We start from the raw sequence: 20,521 nt of genomic DNA on the forward strand, positions 1-20,521 counted from the left end.
GTGCAGATGGCATCTATTCGCGAGGTCTTGGCCGTCGAGGAAACGACAATGGCCGATGTCTTTAAAGGCCCTGCTGTGGAGTCGCGAATTGAACGTACCTTCGGCGGGCAGATTGCTGCTCAAGCAGTGGCCGCAGCCCAGCGCACTGTGTCCGGCAAAGACATCCACTCCCTGCATGGCTACTTTGTAGGCCCTGGCAATGCGAGCCAGCCAATTGAGATCCGTGTCGAACGCATTCGGGAGGGGAGATCATTTGCCAACCGGCAGGTGCGTGTCTACCAGGGGGAAGTGCTCCTGTTTACTCTCATGGCTAGTTTTCACCGCGACGGCGACTATGGTCCGCAGCATCAGGACGCCGCGCCGAAGGTGCCAGGGCCCGAGGAAGTAGTTCGGATTGGCGGCGGAGCCCCGTACTCCACCAGGATTATCCTCAAGGAGTGGGAGGAATGGGATATTCGCCTCGTGCCAGAAGAAGGACGCGATCCGGTGGCTGCAGAGCGCACCGGTGCAGGCTATCGGCATATTTGGTTCCGCAATACTGGCAGACTGCCTGCGGATTCTTCCTTCCATTGTGCGGCGCTGACCTTTATGTCTGATATGACGCTGATTCGCTCGGCCCTGATTCCGCATCAGGGAGAGAAAGTGCAATTGGCCAGCCTTGATCATGCGATATGGTTTCTGCGCCCATTCCGCGTGGATGAGTGGTTGCTATATGAGCAGGTATCACCTACGGCGTCGAATGCGACGGCGGTTGCGCGTGGCAAGATTTTTACCGAGCAGGGTGAATTGGTGACGTTGGTGAATCAAGAGGGTCTTACTCGTTATTTAGATGAAAATTTGGGCAGCGGCTCTGCCCATGGCAATTGGCACAACGTATAAGAACGTCCCGCTTATAAGGGGGTCGCTTTCACGCATTCGTGCAGCACACGTATAATTGCCACCAGTTTCAGCACCCGATTAGAAAGGGACTACATGTCAGGCCACTCGAAATGGGCAACTACCAAGCATAAGAAGGCTGCCAACGATGCCAAGCGTGGCAAGGAATTTGCCAAGCTGATCAAGAACATCGAAGTGGCGGCTCGTACCGGCGGTGGTGACCCAGCGGCTAACCCAACCCTTGATGACATGATCAAGAAGGCCAAGAAGGCCTCCGTCCCCAATGACAATATTGAGCGTGCTCGCAAGCGCGGTTCCGGTGAAGAAGCCGGCGGCGCCGATTGGGAAACCATCATGTACGAAGGCTACGGCCCGAACGGTGTAGCCATGCTTATTGAGTGCCTTACGGATAACCGCAACCGTGCGGCAACCGACGTGCGTACCGCGATGTCCAAGAACGGCGGCAACCTGGGGGAGTCCGGCTCTGTAGCCTACATGTTCACCCGTACCGGCTACGTCTTGGTAGAAAAGGGCGAGCTGACGGAGGATGACGTCTTGATGGCCGTGCTGGAAGCAGGCGCGGAAGAGGTCAAGGACCAGGGCGAGAAGTTTGAGATTGTTTGCGCGCCGACGGACGTGCAGGCAGTCAAGGACGCGCTCAAGGACGCCGATATTCAGGTCGATGACTCCGACAATGACTTCCGTGCGTCTGTCGAGGTACCGCTGGAGGCCAATGACGCCAAGAAGATTTTCCGCCTTATCGATGCTTTGGAAGACTCCGATGACGTGCAAAACGTCTACACCAATATGGATCTCTCCGATGAGGTTCTAGCCGAGCTGAACGAGGACTAACCACCTCGCCGCAAGGACGGCTCTTAGCGCCGGTAGCGCTCCGTGGGTATAGCCCCTGGAGGCGTTGCCGGCGCTTTTCCATGTGCTGGCTGGATGCTACGCTTGTAGAACACCTGTGTGTAGTCCATAATAGGGCAGTAGGCGGTGCACAGTGGTGCCGACATGACAATGGGGGAGAGATGAACCTAGAAGGAATGCGCGTGATGGGAATTGACCCAGGCTTGACGCGCTGCGGACTTTCCGTGGTTCAGGCTGGTCGTGGCCGAGCAATCCTTCCTGTTTCTGTCGGTGTGGTGCGCACCCCTAGCGATAAGGACTTGACGGAGCGCCTCCTGCGCCTTTCCGTGGCGGCGAAAGAGTGGATGGATGACTATTCGCCAGATGTGGTTGCGATCGAGCGCGTCTTCGAACGCGGTCAGGTGTCCACAGTCATGCAAACGGCCCACGTCGTAGGCGTGCTGGTGCTAGCTGCCGCCGAACGCGATATTCCGGTGTACATGTACACCCCGTCCGAGGTGAAAAAGGCCATCTCTGGAAACGGGCGCGCGGATAAGAAGCAGATGACCACCATGATTACCCGTATTCTGGGGTTGACTGAACCACCCAAGCCTGCCGACGCCGCCGACGCTCTTGCGTTGGCAGTGTGCCACTGTTGGCGTGCCCCGGCCATTGTGCGGATGGACCATACCGGTCTCGGGCTTGGAGCTAAGACCAGCGGCGTGCGCGGGCAAGGCAAGAAGCGCTAGGGAATTTTACTGAGAGTGGAAGGATAAGAAGCCAATGATTGCTGCACTGCGTGGAGAGGTAATCCATATTGGACTCGACCATGGGGTTATCGACTGTGCAGGCGTGGGGTACAAGTTTTTAGCCACCCCAAAAACGCTGGGCACCTTGCGCCGCGGGGAACAAGCCACGGTTCTTACTAACTTGGTGGTCAAGGAAGATTCTCTGACTCTCTATGGTTTTAGCGCCGATGAGGATCGCGAGATGTTCCATGTGCTGCAATCCGTGTCCGGCCTAGGGCCTAAACTTGCTCTGGCGGCGCTGTCGGTCATGGGGGCAGGGGAGCTCGCTGCGGCAATTGGTGCGGAAGATGTAAAGGCGCTGCAGTCTATCCCGGGCGTCGGCAAGCGTATGGCCCAACGCTTGGCGCTGGAGCTGAAAGATAAGGTAGCGGCCTTTACGCCAAGCGGGCCCGCCGCCGCAGGCTCCGTTGATACCGCCGTCGCGCCGACCGGTGGTGCCGTGGTAGAAAGCGTGACTGAGGCACTCATTGGCCTTGGGTTTACCGATAAGGGAGCGCGCCCCGTGGTGGAATCCGCCTACGCGGACAATCCCGATGCCGATACGTCCTCTCTCTTGCGTGCGGCGCTGGCGCAGCTGGGCAAGAAGAAATAACCGGCAGGAAGGCTGAAAAATCATGTCCGATATTGAGCGCACCGAGTTCAATCTCCCTGAGGGCCTCGACGCGGCGCACGCCACCCAGCGCAATAGCGATGTGGATGCCACCGCACATTCCGAGGAGCATGATATTGAACGCTCCTTGCGTCCCAAGTCGCTCGAGGAATTTATCGGCCAACCCAAGGTGCGCGAGCAGCTCTCCCTTGTGCTTAAGGGGGCAAAGAACCGTGGGGTCACGCCCGACCACGTTTTGCTTTCGGGGCCGCCGGGCCTGGGCAAGACCACAATGGCGATGATTATTTCCCAGGAGCTGGGGACCTCGCTGCGTATGACTTCCGGGCCCGCTTTGGAGCGCGCCGGTGATTTGGCCGCAATGCTTTCCAACCTTATGGAAGGCGATGTCTTGTTCATCGATGAGATTCACCGCATTGCCCGGCCAGCAGAAGAAATGCTGTACATGGCAATGGAGGACTTCCGCATTGACGTCATCGTGGGCAAGGGACCTGGCGCTACTTCTATTCCGCTAGAGATCCCGCCATTTACCCTGGTAGGTGCGACTACGCGCGCCGGCATGCTCACCGGCCCATTGCGCGACCGCTTCGGTTTCACCGCACAGATGGAGTACTACGACACGGCCGATCTTACCCAGGTGATCAAGCGCGCCGCCCACATTTTGGACGTGGAAATTGACCACGATGCGGCAGTAGAAATTGGCTCTCGTTCGCGCGGAACACCACGTATTGCTAACCGTTTGCTGCGCCGCGTGCGTGACTATGCCGAGGTCAATGGCACCGGCCTGATTGATCTCAGTGCGGCCCAGGGAGCGCTCGAAGTCTTTGACGTGGATGACATGGGACTTGACCGCCTCGACCGGGCGGTGCTCAATGCCTTGATTAAGGGGCACGGCGGCGGACCGGTAGGCGTGAGCACGCTAGCCATCGCAGTGGGCGAGGAACCCTCGACTGTCGAGGAGGTGTGTGAGCCATACCTGGTGCGTGCCGGAATGATTGCGCGCACTGGACGCGGCCGTGTAGCTACCGCTGCTGCGTGGCGGCACCTGGGGCTTACCCCGCCGGAGGGCGCGGCCGGGCTGTTTTAATTCAGGGGCTAGCCTGCTTGGCGATGCCCCCCTTGGGGTTTCTGTGCGCACCGCCGTCTGGCACACTAGGGTGCTATGGAAATCATCATTCTCATCATTATTGGCATCCTCTTCGTCGTTCCCTCGTTTATGGCCATGCGAAAGCAGCGCCAGCGCCAAAATGAGATGCAGGCCCTCCAGAATTCCCTGCAGCCGGGCGACGCCATCGTTACGGCGGGCGGCGTGCACGGCGTAGTGCGCAGCACTGGCGACAAGGATGTGGATCTAGAAATCGCCCCTGGCGTGGTGGTTACTTTTGACAAGATGGCGGTCATTCGCACTGAGCAGGAGGCCAATGAGCTTGCGCGCCCTGCTGCTGGGGAAGAGAAGAATGATGCGGCAGATAACCTGCCTGATGAGAAGTACCCTCCGTTTGACGGCCAGGAGAAGGAATAGCCGGCTATTTCCTAAGAGTTGCCTTAACGTTTGCTAGGTGGGTGGAGCCTTCGCGGAGCGTAGACCCCATCACACTTTGAGTCTTTTCCGGACCTCGTTAAGGAAAACTCCGCCTGATGACGTACGATTGTGCGTTGTTGACGTGCCTGCGCCATGTGGCGGGGCCGTATTTAATGTTTAAACACCCTGTTATAAGCAGCACAGGAGATTATCGTTGTCCGCAAAAACCCGTGGCGCTATGAAAAATAGCAAACGCCAATGGCCGAAGCGCGCGATCGCGCTCTTCGTTCTCATTGTGGTTGTTATCTATGCGCTTATCTTTTTAACTGGTAGCCGTCAAAGCACCCCAAAGCTTGGCATCGACTTGCAGGGCGGTACCCGCGTAACACTGGCGCCGCAAGGCGAGGAACCCACCCAAGACCAACTCAAGCAAGCACGCAACATTTTGGAACAGCGTGTTAACGGCATGGGTGTTTCTGGTTCTGAGGTTGTCATCAACGGCAATACCCTGGTCATTACCGTGCCAGGTGAGGACGCCTCCCAGGCACAGGCTGTGGGCCAGACCTCGCAGCTGTTCTTCCGTCCGGTGGCTAAGCCCTCCATGCCGGATATGGAAAAGCTCAATAAGGAGCTGGAAGATATGGCCAATCGCTGGGTGAAGTACGACGTACTGAGCGCAGACGAGGCCAATAAGCAGATGGAACAGATGACCAAGGCCATCGCTCAGCAAGAAGCGCAGATGACTGGCAAGGAGCCAAAGGAGCAGAAGGCTCCTAAGGTCAGCGCCAAGCCGCTTGAGGAGCCAAGCAACTCCATTGAGCAGACTAAGCGCCGCGATGAAGTTACGGAGATGCTCCTGAAGGACCGTCAGTCCGAGGACCCGACCACCCAGGCAGCAGCCTCCGCGCTGATGACCTGCCAGGGCAGCAGCGACCCACTGGCCGGCGCCGATGATCCTGCAAAGCCATTTGTTACTTGTGACTACTCCAACGGCAATCCATACGTTCTGGAGCCCGCACCGCTTCTCAATGGCATCAAGGACGAAAACGGTACCCGCCTCACCGGTAACGAGATCGATACCAATTCTCCTATCGAAGGCGGCCTAAACGGTCAGTCCGGCCAGATGGAGATCAACTTCTCCTTCAAGACCGGCGATGGCCCGAACGGTTCTCAGACCTGGGCAGACCTGACGCAGGAACACCTCAAGGACCAGGTTGCCATCACCCTTGACTCTGGGGTTATTTCCGCACCGGTTATTCAGGGAGCAACTCCAGTTGGCTCTGCTACCTCCATTACTGGTGACTTTAGCCAGGAAGAGGCACAAAACCTGGCTAATAACCTGAAGTATGGCGCACTGCCGTTGTCCTTCGCCGGTGAAAATGGCGAGCCGGGTGGCACCGTAGAGTCCATTCCACCAACCCTGGGTAAGGCCGCACTGCAGGCCGGCCTCATTGCAGGCCTCGTTGGCCTGGTACTCGTGATGGCCTACTCGCTGTACTACTTCCGCGCGCTGGCCGGCGTATCCCTCATCTTCCTCATTGCCTCTGGCCTCCTGACCTATGGTTCCCTGGTTCTGCTGGGCCGCTGGATCGGTTATTCGCTGGACCTTTCCGGCATCGCCGGTCTGGTCATCGGTGTGGGCGCAACTGCTGACTCCTTCGTGGTCTACTACGAGCGCATCAAGGACGAGCTCCTCGAGGGACGCACTTTCCGCTCCGCTACGCAAAAGGCGTGGGAGCGCGCTCGTGCCACCATTGTGACCGGTAACGCGGTGACCCTGATTGGCTCTGTTGTGGTCTACTTCCTCGCCATCGGTGAGGTGAAGGGCTTCGCCTTTACGATGGGTCTGACCACGGTCTTCGACCTGGTCGTATCCTTCCTGGTCATGGCACCACTGATGCAGATGGTGGGCCGCCGTCCGGCTGCTGCTAAACCTTCGATGAATGGCCTCGGCGGAATCTACGCACTGGTGGAAGAGCGCCGTGAGCGCGGCTACTTTGGCTCGGGACGTCGTCAAGCAAGCACTGCTGAAGCCTCCGACGCTAAAGAGTCAGCCACCAAAGAAACGGCAGGACATTCTGCCGCAGGAACCGCACGTCCCGTAGATGCTGCGGAAGATGAGGAGAAATAAGCATGGCTGTTTCGACTAAGCACAAGATTTCCCGGATGGACCGCCTCTACGAGGACGAGCGCGGTTATGACTTCATCGGTCGCACCAAGCTGTGGTACGGCATCACCGCCGCGTTGATCGTGGCCGCAGTGGCCGCAATCCTCATTCGTGGTTTCTCGCTCTCGATTGACTTCGAAGGCGGCACCACGTTGTCGATGCCGGCAGGCGACCTCAAGGAAGATGAGGTAAGCCAGGTATTCGAAGACTCCACCGGTGTCGAACCTGAGCAGGTTCACATTGTGGGCTCTGGCGATTCTGAGACCTTGGAAATCGTTTCTGAGCGCTTGAGCCAAGAGGACGTGAATGCGGCCCGCGCGGCTATCTATGACAACTTCCAGCCGAAGGATGAAAACGGCAAGGCCACTCCGGATGCCATTGGCTCGTCCACGGTTTCCGAATCCTGGGGTTCTTCTATTACCCAGCGCATGCTCATTGCCATGCTGGTCTTCTTGGTGGCTGCGACCGTCTACGTGGCCATTCGCTTGCAGAAGAACATGGCTTTTGCCGCCATCATCGCGCTGATTGCAGACGGCGTGATCATCGCCGGTATTTACGCCCTCTTTGGCTTCGAAGTTTCCCCGGCCGTCATTATTGGTCTGCTTACCGTCTTGACCTTCTCCATGTATGACTCGGTCATCGTCTTTGACAAGATCAACGAGAACACGGAAGGCCTCGAGGGCCAGCGCAAGAAGACCTTTGCTGAGCTGACAAACTTGGCTATCAACCAGACGGTCATGCGCTCGATTTCTACCTCGGTTATTTCCGCGCTGCCTATCATCGCGCTCTTCGTGGTGGCCGTATGGCTCATGGGTATCGGTACCCTCCGCGATCTGGCGCTCATTCAGCTCATCGGCGTGGTCGAGGGCATTTTCTCCTCCATCTTCTTCGCTACGCCGCTGGTCGTGACCCTCGCCAATATGTCCAAGAAGATCAAGCGTCACAACAAGCGGGTCGCGGACTACCGCGCTGGCGAGGACGAGAACGCCGAGGCTGAATCTGGCGCAGCATCCTCCGGCCGCACCGTGGTCTCACCAGTGAGCGCAAAGTCCACCCCGGCTGAGATCGAAGATGATCCGTCTGAGTCCACTGGGCACCCTGGCGCAACCTGGCGCCCGGGCCGGTAACCTCCGGTAGTAAGATTTTGGCGGAATTGTACCTGAAGTGAGGGCAAATAACGGTGCTTAAATCAAAGAGCAGTTCTAGCGAACGTCACTGGGGAAGGAAGGCCATTGCCTCGTGCGTTTCAGCTCTAGCTCTAGCTGCTTCTGCCTGTAGCGGGCAGGGCGGCGAAGAGGACACGTCTAGTGCTCCCCAGGAGCCAGAATCCTATGGATACTTTGGCTACCAGGTAAATTCCCGCTTGGCCACCACTAATGCTGGCACCTCCTTTGGTGACGCTACCTCCGCAGGTTTGTTGTCTACGCGGCTCTATCCGGGTCTTTTTGTGCCCGGTCCCTCTGGCGAATTAATCCCCAATGCGGATCTAGTTGAGACCGAGGAACTTCCGCCCGTCGCCGGCAGCGACCAGCGCAGCGTCCAGCTCACTTTAGAGGAGGACGCCGTATTCTCCGATGGCACTCCCGTTACCTGTGATGACTACTTTTTGGCGTATGTGGCCGGTACTCATCCAGCTGAATTTGCCTCCCATATGCCGTTGATGAATGACATCGCAGATTTTAGCTGTGAGCCCCAAAGCAAAACGTTCACCTTGACCTTTAACAAGGATCAGGGGCAGCGCTGGCGCCACATGTTTGGCGCCGGCACGGTCATGCCGGCCCATGCGCTGGCCAAAAAGTCCGGGTTGAGCATTGCCGAACTCAACGCGGCACTCACGGTCGAAGACATGCAGGCGCTTGCGCCGGTTGCTAAGGAATGGCGCTATGGCTTTTCCGTGGCCAAGGATCAACTAGATCCCGAGCTGCAGGTCTCCTTTGGACCTTATGTCATTGACAAGGTAGGCGACGAAGGGGAGATTATTCTCAAAGCAAACGAAAAGTACTTCGGAGACGCCCCAGCCGAGGATCATGTTGTGGTCTGGCCTTCGGATGCTGATGCTCAGAAGCTCGCAGATAAGGGCGCGTTGCGCGTAGTGGATGCCGCAAGTGAAAACCCTGACTGGCTGGACAGCACGAAGGATGAGGCAGGGGAGTCCCCCTACGAGGCCACTCCAATGGTTGGCGAGTTAACCGATACGCTCACGCTATCTGAAGCCGGAGTATTCGCGGAGCCGTGGGCGCGCGAGAGCTTTGCTGCTTGCGTCGATCAGCAGGCGGTTGCGCAAGCAAGCTCAGCGGCCTCTGGTGTGGAGGTGCCACCGGCTTACCTGCGTACCGTTTCCGCGACCAACCCGGTTGCCGGCGGTCTAGACAAGGTGGGCAAGCAACACCAAGGCACGGATTTGGCTAAGGCCGGTGACCTCAACGGTACGACCATCAAGGTCGGCTATTTGGGGCCAGACAAACGCTACGCTGCCATGGTGGAACAACTTCGTGCATCCTGTGAGCCGGCTGGTATCACCATCGAGGACGCGTCTGCGGAGTTCATGTCCCAGCACTACTTGGAAATGGATCCGGAAACCTGGGCGCCTACCGTTGATGCCTTCCTCGGTCCAGTCGATCCTCAGACGGAGTATTCCACGGTGGAGTCCAGTATGAAGAACTCTGCGGAGCTGAAGAAGACAGAAGAGGCTCTGTGGAAGGATGTGCCATCCATTCCGCTCTCCGCGCAGCCGCGCGTCTTCCTCGTCCACCGCGACGTGGAAGGTGTCCTGCCGTACACTGGCGTCTCGGGTATCGGTTGGAATATGGACCGCTGGCACAGCACCGCCCCAGCTGAAAAGAACTAGGCTGCACACAGCGGCCGTTAACGACCTCTCGCAAAAATTTCTCAAGGAAGATTATGAGCTCGCACTACGAATCAGCAGCACAGGCACTCAAGGACAAGGTTCGCCTCGTTCAAGACTTCCCAGAGGAGGGCATCCTCTTTGAGGACCTCACCCCAGTCTTGGCGGACCCAGAGGCATTTCGCACCGTAGTGGACGGCTTGGCGGCCGCCTGCGAAGAATTGGGAGCAGATATGATTGGCGGCCTAGACGCCCGTGGGTTCCTCCTCGGCTCGGCTGTCGCCTACAAGATGGGCCTGGGCATCTTGGCCATCCGCAAGAAGGGCAAGCTTCCCCCACCGGTATATACCGAGGAATATGAGCTGGAGTATGGCTCCGCGGCGCTGGAGATTCCAGCCAGCGGCGTTGACATCAAGGGCAAACGCGTAGTGCTTGTCGACGACGTCCTGGCCACCGGTGGCACCCTCCACGGCGCCAAGCTTTTGCTTGAGTCCGCAGGTGCCGAAGTAGCTGGCAATGTGGTGGTGCTGGAGGTCAAGGGTCTCAACGGTCGTGAGCGTTTATCCGGCCCACCGCTCATTGTGTTGAATGCCACAGACTAAGATGGGATGTCTAAGCTAGATCGCACGATCTAGTTGGACATGAGGCCACAAGGCTCATGACACTGTGAAGGGCGGTAGATTTGGCCATGGACAAACCCGTAAAGCGCCAGTCCGGCGGCGGAATGCGCAGTATGTCGGCTCGCCTAGCTCGTTCGCTCACCGGCGGCCGAGTGAAGGTGAATCCGGTGCTGGACCCGTTGATGTCCATCCACCGCAAGTTTCACCCCAAGGCCGATGCTGATCTGCTCAATCGCGCCTATGACACCGCGGAGCGGCTCCATGAGGGGGTCTTTCGCAAATCCGGAGAACCGTATATCACCCACCCGCTCGCCGTGGCGACGATCGCAGCGGAGATCGGTATGGACACCACCACCATCGTTGCAGCACTGCTGCACGACACCGTGGAGGATACGGACTACTCCCTAGAGGACCTCACCCGAGATTTCGGTCCGGAGGTGGCTCGCTTGGTCGATGGCGTGACCAAGCTGGACAAGGTGGCATTGGGGTCGGCCGCAGAGGCTGAGACCATTCGTAAGATGATTGTCGCCATGGCCACCGACCCCCGAGTCCTGGTCATTAAGGTCAGCGACCGCCTGCACAATATGCGTACGATGCGGTTCCTCCCGCCCGAAAAACAGGCTAAGAAGGCGCGGCAGACCCTAGAGGTCATCGCGCCGCTAGCTCACCGCCTCGGCATGGCCAGCGTGAAGTGGGAGCTGGAAGATCTGTCCTTTGCCATCTTGTATCCGAAGAAGTACGACGAAATCGTACGGATGGTGGCAGATCGCGCCCCCTCGCGCGACCGCGCGCTGAAGGAGATCATTAGCCAGGTCAGCGGGGCGCTGAAGGAAAACGGCATTGAAGCCGAGGTTATGGGCCGCCCAAAGCATTACTGGTCCATTTATCAAAAGATGATCGTGCGCGGCCGTGACTTCGCGGAGATCTTCGACCTTGTAGGAATCCGCATTTTGGTCGAGGACGTCAATAGCTGTTATGCCGCTATCGGTGTGGTGCACTCGATCTACCAGGCATTGCCGGGGCGCTTCAAGGACTATATTTCCTCGCCGCGATTCGGCGTGTATCAGTCCCTGCATACCACGGTGCTGGCAAATGGCGGCGCTACCTTGGAAGTCCAGGTACGTACCCACGAGATGCACTACAACGCCGAATTCGGTGTGGCTGCTCACTGGCGCTACAAAGAAACCAAGGGCAAGAACTCGGGTCACCAGGAAGAAGTGGACCAGATGGCGTGGATGCGCCAACTTCTGGACTGGCAGAAGGAAGCCGCCGATCCCAATGAGTTCCTCGACTCGCTTCGCTACGACCTGACCGCCAAGCAAATCTTCGCCTTTACCCCGAAGGGCGATGTGGTGAACCTTCCTGCCGGTTCTACACCGGTGGACTTTGCCTACGCAGTACATACTGAGGTGGGGCACAGGTGTATCGGTGCCAAGGTCAATGGCAAGCTCGTCGCGCTCGAATCGAAGCTAAAGTCCGGCGACAAGGTGGAAATCTTTACCTCCAAGGATCCCAACGCCGGTCCGTCCCGCGATTGGCAAGACTTCCTTGTGTCTGCTCGAGCTAAGACAAAGGTGCGGCAGTGGTTTGCCAAGGAACGCCGCGAAGAACACTTGGAAGCAGGCCGCGATGCCCTGGCGACCGAAGTCCAGCGCGGCGGCCTGCCTATGCACCGCCTGTTTACTGCCAGCTCCATGAAGCAGGTAGCGGAACAGCTGCACTATACCGATGTCGATTCGCTGTATACCGCCATCGGCGCGGGCCACGTATCTGCTCAACACGTGGCCAACCAATTGGTTGCCATGTTCGGCGACCAAGATGATGCCATCGACACCCTGGCCTCCCGCACGCCACTGTCTGAAATTGAGCACTCCCGCGCCCAACACACCGAAGACTCGGCATCGGGCACCGGCATCTTGGTGGAAGGCAGCCCCGATGTGATGGCAAAGCTCGCCAAATGCTGCCAGCCCGTGCCGGGCGATGCCATTTTCGGCTTCGTTACCCGCGGCGGGGGAGTCTCCGTGCACCGAGCCGATTGCACAAACGCGGAAAAGCTCAAGGCAGAACCAGAGCGCATGTTGGAGGTGGCCTGGTCTTCTGGTACCTCTGCGACGGGCGCTTTCTCTGCGACGCTGCAATTGGAAGCCCTCGACCGTCAGGGCCTCCTCTCGGAGCTCACTCGGGTAATGAGCGATCAAAACATCAACGTTTTGACCATGAACTCGAATCGGGGCGATGACCACATCGCGACGGTTAGGTTTACTTTCTCGGTGTCCGACACCAAGCAGCTGGGCACGTTGATGACGACGTTGCGCAATACCGAAGGCGTCTTCGACGTCTACCGAGTGACTGCTTAGTGTGCTCTGTCCCTACCCTCAAGGAGGGGCGGGGCAAGCAACGCGAAAGCATCAGGTGGGTTACCAGTGTATGAATTTTCGGCTTCTGCAAGGTAAATCCCCAGCAAGCGGGCTCAATTTCTCCTGCCAAGTTGTTAGTAAAGCGATATAAATTATCCTGTTGCTTTCTACAATCTAGGAGTATTTCAATGCAGTTCCGTCGCATCGGCCAGCTTGTGGCCGCCACTACCGTTTCCGCTGTTGCTCTCTCCGGCGCGCAGGCGGTGGCACAGGAAAACAAGACCACCATCTCCGTCACCAATATCACCGATATTCACGGTCACTTGGAAGACAAAATTGGTGACCCAGCCAAGGCCGGCGATGAAATCGGCGTGGCTCGCTTGCAGTCCCTTATCAAGCAGGTAAATGAAGGACAGGAATTCAACCTGACCTCCTCGGGCGATAACGTGGGCGGCTCTGCCTTTGTCTCTGCAATTTCTGATGACAAGTACACCCTTGAAGCCCTCAACGAGATGGGTATGAAGGTGACTGCTGTAGGTAACCATGAGTTTGATAAGGGTACCGAAGACCTTACAGGGCGTATCGCTGATAGCTCTGATTACCCAATCTTGGGTGCCAACGTGTTCAAGGATGGGAAGCCTCTTCTGGAGGCTTCCCACGTCGAAGAAATTGATGGCGTAAAAGTCGGCTATGTTGGCACGGTAACGGAAAATACCAAGTATAAGGTGTCTGCTGCCAAGATCCCAGGGATCACTTTTACTAATCCAGCCGAGGCTACCAATAAGGAAGCTACTCGTTTGAAAGAATCTGGTGAGGCCGATGTTGTTGTTGCGCTCATGCACGAAGATGCCCAAGGCTTTGCAGAGGACTTTAACAAAGACGTCGACGTAGCTTTTGGCGGCGACACCCACGTTGCCACTAAGGGCGAAATTGAGCGCGAGGGCGCCTTGCCACTGCAGTGGGCACAGGGACACGAGTACGGCAAACTGCTCAACGACGTTGATATTACCTTTGATAAGACTGCTAAAAAGATTACCGACATCAGTTTGAAGCAGTACGACGCGACCGCTGCAGCAAAGGTTGAACCAGATGCTGAAATCGCAGCTATTGTAAAAAAGGCCCAGCAAGAGGCTGACATCGAGGGTGCCAAGACCGCCGGTACTGTGGAACGGGCCCTGTTCCGCGGATCTGATGAGAATGCTGATTCGGGTTCTAACCGTGGTGTCGAATCTACCCTCAATAACTTCATTGCTGACGGCCAGCGTTACGCCATGAGCAAGCAGGTAGGCGAGGACATCGAGATCGGTGTGATGAACGCTGGCGGTGTTCGTGCTGACTTGAAGGGCGGCGACGTTACCTACAAGGACATTTTTGAGGTACAGCCCTTTGGCAACTCTGTAATTACCGCCAAGATTTCCGGCGAGGAGTTCATTAATGCCTTGGAAAACCAGTGGCAGGAAGGCAGCCGACCACGCCTGGCTATGGGGCTTTCCAATAACGTCCAAGTAGTCTACGACCAGAAGGCCGACAAGGGCGAGCGCGTACAGTCTGTGACCATCAACGGCGAGAAAATCGATCCGAAGAAGGATTACTCCATTGCGCTGTCTTCCTTCCTTGCTTCCAGTGATGAAGAGGCAGGCGGCGACGGCTACTTCAACGCTGGTTCCATCAAGGACAAGAACGATGTGGGCTACATGGACACTCAGGCCATGATCGACTACATCAAGTCGGGTGAATCGGAGGTCCGCACGGGCCAGGGCCAGATTGGCGCCAACATCGAGGGGGACGTGAAGCCGGGCGAGGAAATCACGGTGAACCTGTCCAGCCTCAATTACTCCACCGACGGTGAGCCGATGGCCAAGAAGGCAACCGTCAAGTTGGGCGACGCTGAGCAGACCGTCGATATCGACAACGCTGCGCAAGAAGGCGATGCGCAATTTGGTGAGCGCGGTCGCGCAACGGTAAAGCTCACCGTTCCAGAGAACCTGAGCGGTACCCAGAACCTAGAAATCACCACCGACGCAGGAACTAAGGCAACTTTGCCACTCGAGGTAAGCGGCGACGGCTCCGAAGAGCCGGGAGCTAAGCCTGCGCCAAAGGGCTCTTCCTTGTCCTCCAACGGCTCTTCCGTGGGTGGCGCAGTATTCGCCATCGTTGCAGCGCTGGTAGCTGGCGTTGCGGTTGTGGGCATGAACCCGCAGATTCTTCCTGCCCCAGCTCGCAAGATGATTGAGGACCTGCGCAAGCAGTTCCACATCTAGGACAGCACAGCACTAGGCGGAGCGGCTCTTCCTGAACGGGGGAGTGACGCTCCGCCTTTTCTGTATGTCTCGCGGCTGCCGGGTAACCTAAGCAGTCGTGGATACTCTAGAACTCTTCCTGCGCGAAATTACTTATCAGCTGGGTATTGAATGGCACCGTATTCCCGTTGTCGTGCTGGCGACTTTGGGTATCTACCTATCCTTCATGGTTTTGGTGAAGGTATTTGGCTCTCGCGTGCTTACGTCCATGACGGCCTCAGATGCCATCATCATTATTATGTTTGGCGCGGTCGCGGGCCGTGTCATCGTGGGCAATCCACCGACCCTTGCCGCCGGCGTCATCGGTCTGACCACGCTGATGGCGCTCGAAGCTGCCTTCGGTACCATTCGCAAGGTAGTGAAGTGGACGCGCTTTCTGGACCGTCGTCCCATCCTTTTAGTCTTTAGCGGTGAGATGGTTGAAGATAACCTGACGCTGGCCCACATTACAGAATCGGATATCTACTCGGCCGCCCGTAGGGCCGGCATTAGCCGCATGGAAGACGTGCAAATAATGATCCTTGAGCCTACAGGCCATATCTCCGTCATCAAGGTCGGTCAGGCCATCGACCCGGAGCTTTTCAAGGACCTCGTGGGGTCGGAGTACATCGAAGACGCTAAAGACGCTTAGGGCACACGCCAAAGCTTGGCGGGGAACGCAAAGAGCATCTGTAGGCTCCCTTTGCCCAAGAGCAGATGAAAAAAGCCGCTGCATTCCACTAAGGGAAGCAGCGGCTTAAGAATCGCTATGAAGCGGTGACCTTACTTGTTGCCGAAAGGCAGGTCGAAGTACTTGTTTGCGAAGGCGAACAGGGTGCCCAGAGCGCCGATAACAGCGGTGAAGACGCCGATCCAAGCCTTGATGTCGTCAGCCTTCTCCTTGGAGGTGCGGGTGTCTTCCTTGCCCTCGGAGTCATCAGACTTGTCAGCTGCGTAGTCGTTGTCAGAGGAAGAAGACAGGCCCTCGACGGAGTTGGTGATCTTGGAGGACAGGTCGGAGGTGGTGTCCTCAGCGTTAGCAACGGTGGTGCCTGCGAAAGCGACGGACAGAGCGGTTGCGCCAGCAACGAGTGCCTTGCGGGAGAAAAGCTTCATTTTTGATTCCTAACAAGCTTGGTGTGTTCAAAGACGTTTCAAATACTAGACAGGCTGACAGCCTTCCGCAACAGTATTGGCAGGTTTTCGCTTATTTGCTGAACTAGCTGAAAGTCCGCTGTGTTCTGGGTGTTTACTACTGTTGCTGTTGTGATCTGGGGGAATTTTAGTGTTCTCGTGTTCCTGCAGCTTAACCCTCATAATCGGGCTCAGCTTAATTTAAGGAAAGGATAAGCCCCGGTGCATTCATTCACGGAGTGCGTGGTGAATGGCCGGGGCTTTGTGTCCGCCCCCGTTAGGGGGGGTGGTGCGGTGGGGCTAAGAGGGGGCGTCGCCAAGCAGGGCTTTTCTGCCGCTTAAGCCTTGACGGTTGCCTTCTTAATCTTGACTTCCTTGGCCGGCTTGCCATCTGGCTGGCCGCCTTCGACGCCGTTCTTGGCAATCTTATCCATCGTCTTCATGCCCTTGTCGGTGATGGTGGCGAAGTAGGTGTAGCTCGGGGCCAGTTCAGAATCGTCGTAGTTGAGGAAGAACTGGGAACCATTGGTGTCTGGGCCGCTGTTGGCCATGGCGACGGAACCGCGCGGGTAGACAACGGGGTTCTGTGCGTCCTTCTCTTCGACCTCGTCGGTGGGGTACTCATCGCCAAAGCTGAAGCCAGGTCCGCCGGAACCGGAACCGGTTGGGTCGCCGCACTGCAGCACGTTGAGCCCACCTGAGGTCATGCGGTGGCAAACGGTGTCGTCGTAGTAGCCCGACTTTGCCAGATCAGAAATAGCATTGGTGGTACACGGCGCCTTGGCGCGGTCCATTTCCATCTCAATGGTGCCCTGATTGGTCTCAAAGGAAACGGTGACGGTGCCCTTGGTGGAAATATCCTTGCCGTTCGGCTTCTTCGCGCCGTTGGACTCTTGACCGTTGTCCTCATACTTACAGGTCACGGTATCTGGCAGGGCCTTGGCGCGCTTGTCAGCGATGGGTTGCGCCTGTGGCGTTTCTTGCGAGGTCTCAGCTGCGGAAGATTCCTCAGCCTGTACGTTTTCATCGTCGCCTTCGCGGGTAGACAAGAAGTAGATGCCGCCGACGAGGGCGAGGATTACTACGAGGGAGGCGGCAACAACGCCTAGCGGACGTGCCTTTTGCTTGCGTTCGCGGGATTTTAGCTCGCGCTCGAGCTTGCTCAGCGCCTCTTCGCCGCGTTTTTGATTATTTGGCACCGGGAGTCAACCTTTCTAGCGATTTTCGGTGGCATGATTCAACCTGACCGAGTTTAGCGGTTCCCTACAGCTGAGAAAGCGTTGGCATGGAAAATAGAGCAAGTTAATAGCTTTTAGGCCAAATCATAAGGACGCTGGCATCTGTGGTTGAACCAGATTTTACCGATCCGCCAACGCCCACCGTTGGTGAACTTCCCGCAGTGGGAGATCCGCTGCCCGAATTTGAACTCATCGGTACCGACCTGCGTCAGATTACCAATGAGACTTTTGCGGGCACGCGCCTTATTCTTTCCATCTTGCCCTCTATTGAAACCCCTGCCTGCCAAGAACAGCTGCGCCGCTTCCATGAGCAGGTGGCGCATCTAGGCAACACTAAGCTTCTTTCCGTTTCTCTTGATTTGCCTTTTACCCTCAAGCGTTTTGCGCAGCTGATGGCATTGATGATGTCATCGCCGCCTCCGCATTTCGCTCTGACTTTGGTGAGAAGTTCGGCGTGACCGTGCGCGATTCCGTCCTAGAAGGCCTGCTTTCCCGCTCCGTGCTGGTGGCTGATGAAGACCACAAAGTCATCCACACTCAAATGGTTCCTGGCGTGGTCACCCAGCTTGATTATGACAAGGTGTGGGACATTTTGCGTTAAGCCGTTCGGTGCTGCCGGCCTCTGCTCATCAAGAAGATGGGGGAGGCCGGCTCTTTTTTATGGAGACAGCTAGGGTAGTGGGTATGGAAATCTTCGGTTTTACTGCCGGTCCGTTTCAGACCAATACTTATGTGATTGCGGAAGGCCGCCGCGCCTTCATCGTGGATCCCGGCATGGACGCGATGGAAAAAGTCCTCGAGCATGACTTGGACTATGAGGCAATCGTGCTCACCCACGGCCATATTGACCACACCCGGGACGCCGGGTCTTTGGCAGAAAAGCTCGACATCCCTGTTTATATCCACCCTGCTGACAGGTTTATGCTCGACATCGGCGAAGGAGTCTCGCCCCAGGCTCAAGAGCTTTTCGACGCCGCCCATATGACCCCCATCGATGACCTTCGCGAGCTCCAGGATGGCGAAACCCTGGAGCTTATCGGCCATACCTTTGCTCTCAAACACGCGCCTGGGCATTCGCCGGGCTGCGTGATGATCGTCGCCGAGGACTTTGCCCTCACCGGTGATGTGCTCTTCGCCGGGGCCATTGGGCGCACCGACCTACCTCACTCGGACCCAAATGCTATGCAGAAGTCGCTTGCTGGCCCAGTATGGAGCCTGCCAGATAACCTCGACATTCTTCCCGGCCACGGGCCTGCCACCACAATGCGTAAGGAGAGGGCGACCAATCCCTTCTTCGCTACATTGAGGGAGGTACTGTAATACCCGTGAGTAATAAGAAGCAGTTCCAAGCCCTGTCCGCCCCCAAAGGTGTCCCAGACTATTTCCCGCCGCAGTCGGCCGCATTCTATAAGGTGCGCCAGACCATGGTGGAGCAGGCACATCTCTCCGGCTTCCAGCACATTGAGCTGCCCATTTTTGAAGACACCGCGCTCTTTGCCCGTGGCGTGGGCGAGTCCACCGACGTGGTGTCAAAAGAGATGTACACCTTTGCGGATCGCGGCGACCGCTCCGTTACTTTGCGCCCGGAGGGTACCGCCGGCGTGATGCGCTCGGTCATCGAGCACAACCTGGACCGTGGCCAGCTGCCCGTGAAGCTCAACTATTTTGGTCCGTTCTTCCGCTATGAGCGTCCCCAGGCTGGCCGCTACCGGCAGCTACAGCAGGTCGGTGTAGAAGCTATTGGCGTGGACGATCCTGCGCTTGACGCCGAGGTCATCGCTTTGGCGGATCGTTCCTTCCGCGCGCTGGGGCTTAGCGGCTTCCGCCTCGAGCTCACCAGCTTGGGCGACCGCAACTGCCGCCCAGCTTACCGCGAGAAGCTGCAGGAATTCCTCTTTAAGCTCGACTTGGATGAAGAGACCCGCCACCGTGCAGAGATTAATCCTTTGCGCGTGCTGGATGACAAGCGCCCGGAGGTCCAGGAGCAGCTTGCCGACGCCCCCTTGATGCTCGACCACCTCAATGACGAATGCCGCGAGCACTTCGAAACCGTCACCGGCATGCTGGACGATATGGGCGTAGCCTACGAGATTAATCCCCGCATGGTCCGTGGCTTGGACTACTACACCAAGACCTGCTTCGAGTTCGTTCATGATGGACTCGGCGCGCAGTCCGGCATCGGCGGCGGTGGCCGCTACGACGGACTGATGGCTCAGCTAGGCGGCCAGGACCTATCTGGTATCGGCTACGGTCTGGGAGTCGACCGTGCCCTGCTGGCGCTGGAGGCTGAGGGCATCACCCTCGATGGTGTGGAGTCCCGCGTGGACGTCTTTGGCGTTGCACTGGGTGCTGCCGCCAAGCGCACCATGACCACTCTGATCAATGACCTCCGCAAGGCTGGAATCTCTGCGGATATGTCCTTTGGAGACCGTGGCCTGAAGGGCGCGATGAAGGGCGCCGACCGCGCCGGTGCACGCTTCGCGCTGGTCTTGGGTGAGCAGGAGCTAAAAAATGGCACGGTTGCGCTCAAGGACCTTGCCGCCCATGAGCAGCACGACGTAAAGGTTTCTGACCTAGTATCCGTACTTGCTCGGGAAATGAACGGCGAGGCCTAAATTTCTTTGGTCGGTGGGCATCGCGCTTAGGCGCGGTGCCCACTTTTTATGCCCGCCAGAAAGAGGTCAATGATTTTTTCTTGAATATCCGGCTGGTAGGCATCGATATCAACCTCGCGGGGTCGTGCCAGGCTCAACAGTCCCACAATGAATTCGAGGTGGGTGACGCCGGGGCCAATCTCGCCTTGCTCTTGGCCCAGCTCAATAAACCGTCGGCCGTTGCGCTCTAGGAGATCGCGCTGGGCGATTAACTCAGGGCTAAGAGAGTCCAAATCCTGAGGGACGAACGCAGGAATGAGCGTGTTTAGTCCCATTGTCAGGATATGGGTGGCGTAAGTGCGGACGTAGTCTTCTCCAGAATGCGTAGATATTTCAAAGTCCGCGATGAGGCGCTGTTGAAACTTGGCAAAGGCATCACCCATATATTCCGCGCACGCGCGGATAAGGCTCGCGCGGTTGGGGAAGTTGCGGTAGACCGTAGCCACGCTTACGCCAGCCCGCGTAGCCACCTTTTCCAAAGCGACATCATCGCCGTGGGTACGAAAAAGCTGGCACGCCGCGGCAATAATGGCGGTGCGGCGGTGAAGGGCATCTGCGCGCATG

18 protein-coding genes and 1 pseudogene are annotated in these 20,521 nt (G+C 57.4%); 16 read left to right on the forward strand and 3 right to left on the reverse strand.

What is annotated here, in order from left to right; all coding sequences use genetic code 11:
- Positions 1-6 precede the first annotated feature (6 nt).
- The 13 genes from QP324_RS01885 (at position 7) to QP324_RS01945 (ending at position 15,583) form a co-directional block, all read left to right on the forward strand.
- Entirely contained in the window at positions 7-879 is an 873-nt protein-coding gene (locus QP324_RS01885; RefSeq protein WP_284814186.1) for an acyl-CoA thioesterase II, read from the forward strand.
- A 93-nt stretch (positions 880-972) separates the two neighbouring features.
- Positions 973-1,728 carry a YebC/PmpR family DNA-binding transcriptional regulator gene (locus QP324_RS01890; RefSeq protein WP_150851185.1) on the forward strand — a complete coding sequence of 252 codons (756 nt, stop codon included), beginning with the start codon at positions 973-975 and terminating at the stop codon, positions 1,726-1,728.
- Between the two features lie 179 nt (positions 1,729-1,907).
- The gene (ruvC, locus tag QP324_RS01895; protein WP_040425252.1) at positions 1,908-2,474 is read left to right on the forward strand and encodes a crossover junction endodeoxyribonuclease RuvC; all 567 of its coding nucleotides are present in this window, start codon (positions 1,908-1,910) and stop codon (positions 2,472-2,474) included.
- A gap of 34 nt (positions 2,475-2,508) precedes the next feature.
- Complete coding sequence (gene ruvA / locus QP324_RS01900; RefSeq protein WP_284814188.1) at positions 2,509-3,126, forward strand: Holliday junction branch migration protein RuvA; 618 nt, start codon at positions 2,509-2,511, stop codon at positions 3,124-3,126.
- 22 nt (positions 3,127-3,148) lie between these two features.
- A complete protein-coding gene (gene ruvB, locus QP324_RS01905) occupies positions 3,149-4,228 on the forward strand; it encodes a Holliday junction branch migration DNA helicase RuvB (RefSeq protein ID WP_239277612.1) in 1,080 nt (359 codons plus the stop codon).
- Between the two features lie 75 nt (positions 4,229-4,303).
- Positions 4,304-4,663 carry a preprotein translocase subunit YajC gene (gene yajC / locus QP324_RS01910; RefSeq protein ID WP_239277614.1) on the forward strand — a complete coding sequence of 120 codons (360 nt, stop codon included), beginning with the start codon at positions 4,304-4,306 and terminating at the stop codon, positions 4,661-4,663.
- A 238-nt stretch (positions 4,664-4,901) separates the two neighbouring features.
- Positions 4,902-6,794, forward strand: a complete 1,893-nt coding sequence (gene secD / locus QP324_RS01915) for a protein translocase subunit SecD (protein ID WP_239277616.1) — start codon at positions 4,902-4,904, stop codon at positions 6,792-6,794.
- A 2-nt stretch (positions 6,795-6,796) separates the two neighbouring features.
- Positions 6,797-7,957, forward strand: coding sequence for a protein translocase subunit SecF (secF, locus tag QP324_RS01920; RefSeq protein ID WP_284814191.1), 1,161 nt, complete (start codon positions 6,797-6,799; stop codon positions 7,955-7,957).
- Positions 7,958-8,193: 236 nt separating this feature from the next.
- Complete coding sequence (locus QP324_RS01925; protein ID WP_284814193.1) at positions 8,194-9,678, forward strand: ABC transporter substrate-binding protein; 1,485 nt, start codon at positions 8,194-8,196, stop codon at positions 9,676-9,678.
- Positions 9,679-9,731: 53 nt separating this feature from the next.
- Positions 9,732-10,277: an adenine phosphoribosyltransferase gene (locus QP324_RS01930; protein WP_005324978.1), complete on the forward strand. Its 546-nt coding sequence runs from the start codon at positions 9,732-9,734 to the stop codon at positions 10,275-10,277.
- A gap of 86 nt (positions 10,278-10,363) precedes the next feature.
- Entirely contained in the window at positions 10,364-12,652 is a 2,289-nt protein-coding gene (locus QP324_RS01935; RefSeq protein WP_250410623.1) for a bifunctional (p)ppGpp synthetase/guanosine-3',5'-bis(diphosphate) 3'-pyrophosphohydrolase, read from the forward strand.
- Positions 12,653-12,840: 188 nt separating this feature from the next.
- Entirely contained in the window at positions 12,841-14,913 is a 2,073-nt protein-coding gene (locus tag QP324_RS01940; protein WP_239277622.1) for a bifunctional UDP-sugar hydrolase/5'-nucleotidase, read from the forward strand.
- 97 nt (positions 14,914-15,010) lie between these two features.
- Positions 15,011-15,583 (forward strand): DUF421 domain-containing protein, encoded by a 573-nt coding sequence (locus QP324_RS01945; protein WP_239277624.1) that lies wholly within the window; start codon positions 15,011-15,013, stop codon positions 15,581-15,583.
- Between the two features lie 131 nt (positions 15,584-15,714).
- On the opposite strand, the gene QP324_RS01950 is transcribed toward QP324_RS01945, so the two are convergent.
- Entirely contained in the window at positions 15,715-16,047 is a 333-nt protein-coding gene (locus QP324_RS01950) for a hypothetical protein (RefSeq protein ID WP_239277626.1), read from the reverse strand.
- Positions 16,048-16,403: 356 nt separating this feature from the next.
- Positions 16,404-17,264, reverse strand: coding sequence for a peptidylprolyl isomerase (locus QP324_RS01955; RefSeq protein WP_284814196.1), 861 nt, complete (start codon positions 17,262-17,264; stop codon positions 16,404-16,406).
- Positions 17,265-17,407: 143 nt separating this feature from the next.
- Between QP324_RS01955 and tpx the strand changes: the two are divergent.
- The 3 genes and pseudogenes from tpx (at position 17,408) to hisS (ending at position 19,918) form a co-directional block, all read left to right on the forward strand.
- A pseudogene (gene tpx, locus QP324_RS01960) lies at positions 17,408-17,904 on the forward strand (thiol peroxidase).
- An 83-nt stretch (positions 17,905-17,987) separates the two neighbouring features.
- A complete protein-coding gene (locus QP324_RS01965) occupies positions 17,988-18,623 on the forward strand; it encodes an MBL fold metallo-hydrolase (RefSeq protein ID WP_284814219.1) in 636 nt (211 codons plus the stop codon).
- A 5-nt stretch (positions 18,624-18,628) separates the two neighbouring features.
- Positions 18,629-19,918 carry a histidine--tRNA ligase gene (gene hisS, locus QP324_RS01970; protein ID WP_284814198.1) on the forward strand — a complete coding sequence of 430 codons (1,290 nt, stop codon included), beginning with the start codon at positions 18,629-18,631 and terminating at the stop codon, positions 19,916-19,918.
- Positions 19,919-19,944: 26 nt separating this feature from the next.
- Here hisS and QP324_RS01975 read toward each other — a convergent pair whose 3' ends face one another.
- Positions 19,945-20,520, reverse strand: a complete 576-nt coding sequence (locus tag QP324_RS01975; protein ID WP_284814200.1) for a TetR/AcrR family transcriptional regulator — start codon at positions 20,518-20,520, stop codon at positions 19,945-19,947.
- Position 20,521 lies beyond the last annotated feature (1 nt).

The sequence above is a fragment of the Corynebacterium sp. UMB0012 genome (genome assembly GCF_030216265.1).
Lineage (GTDB): Bacteria > Actinomycetota > Actinomycetes > Mycobacteriales > Mycobacteriaceae > Corynebacterium.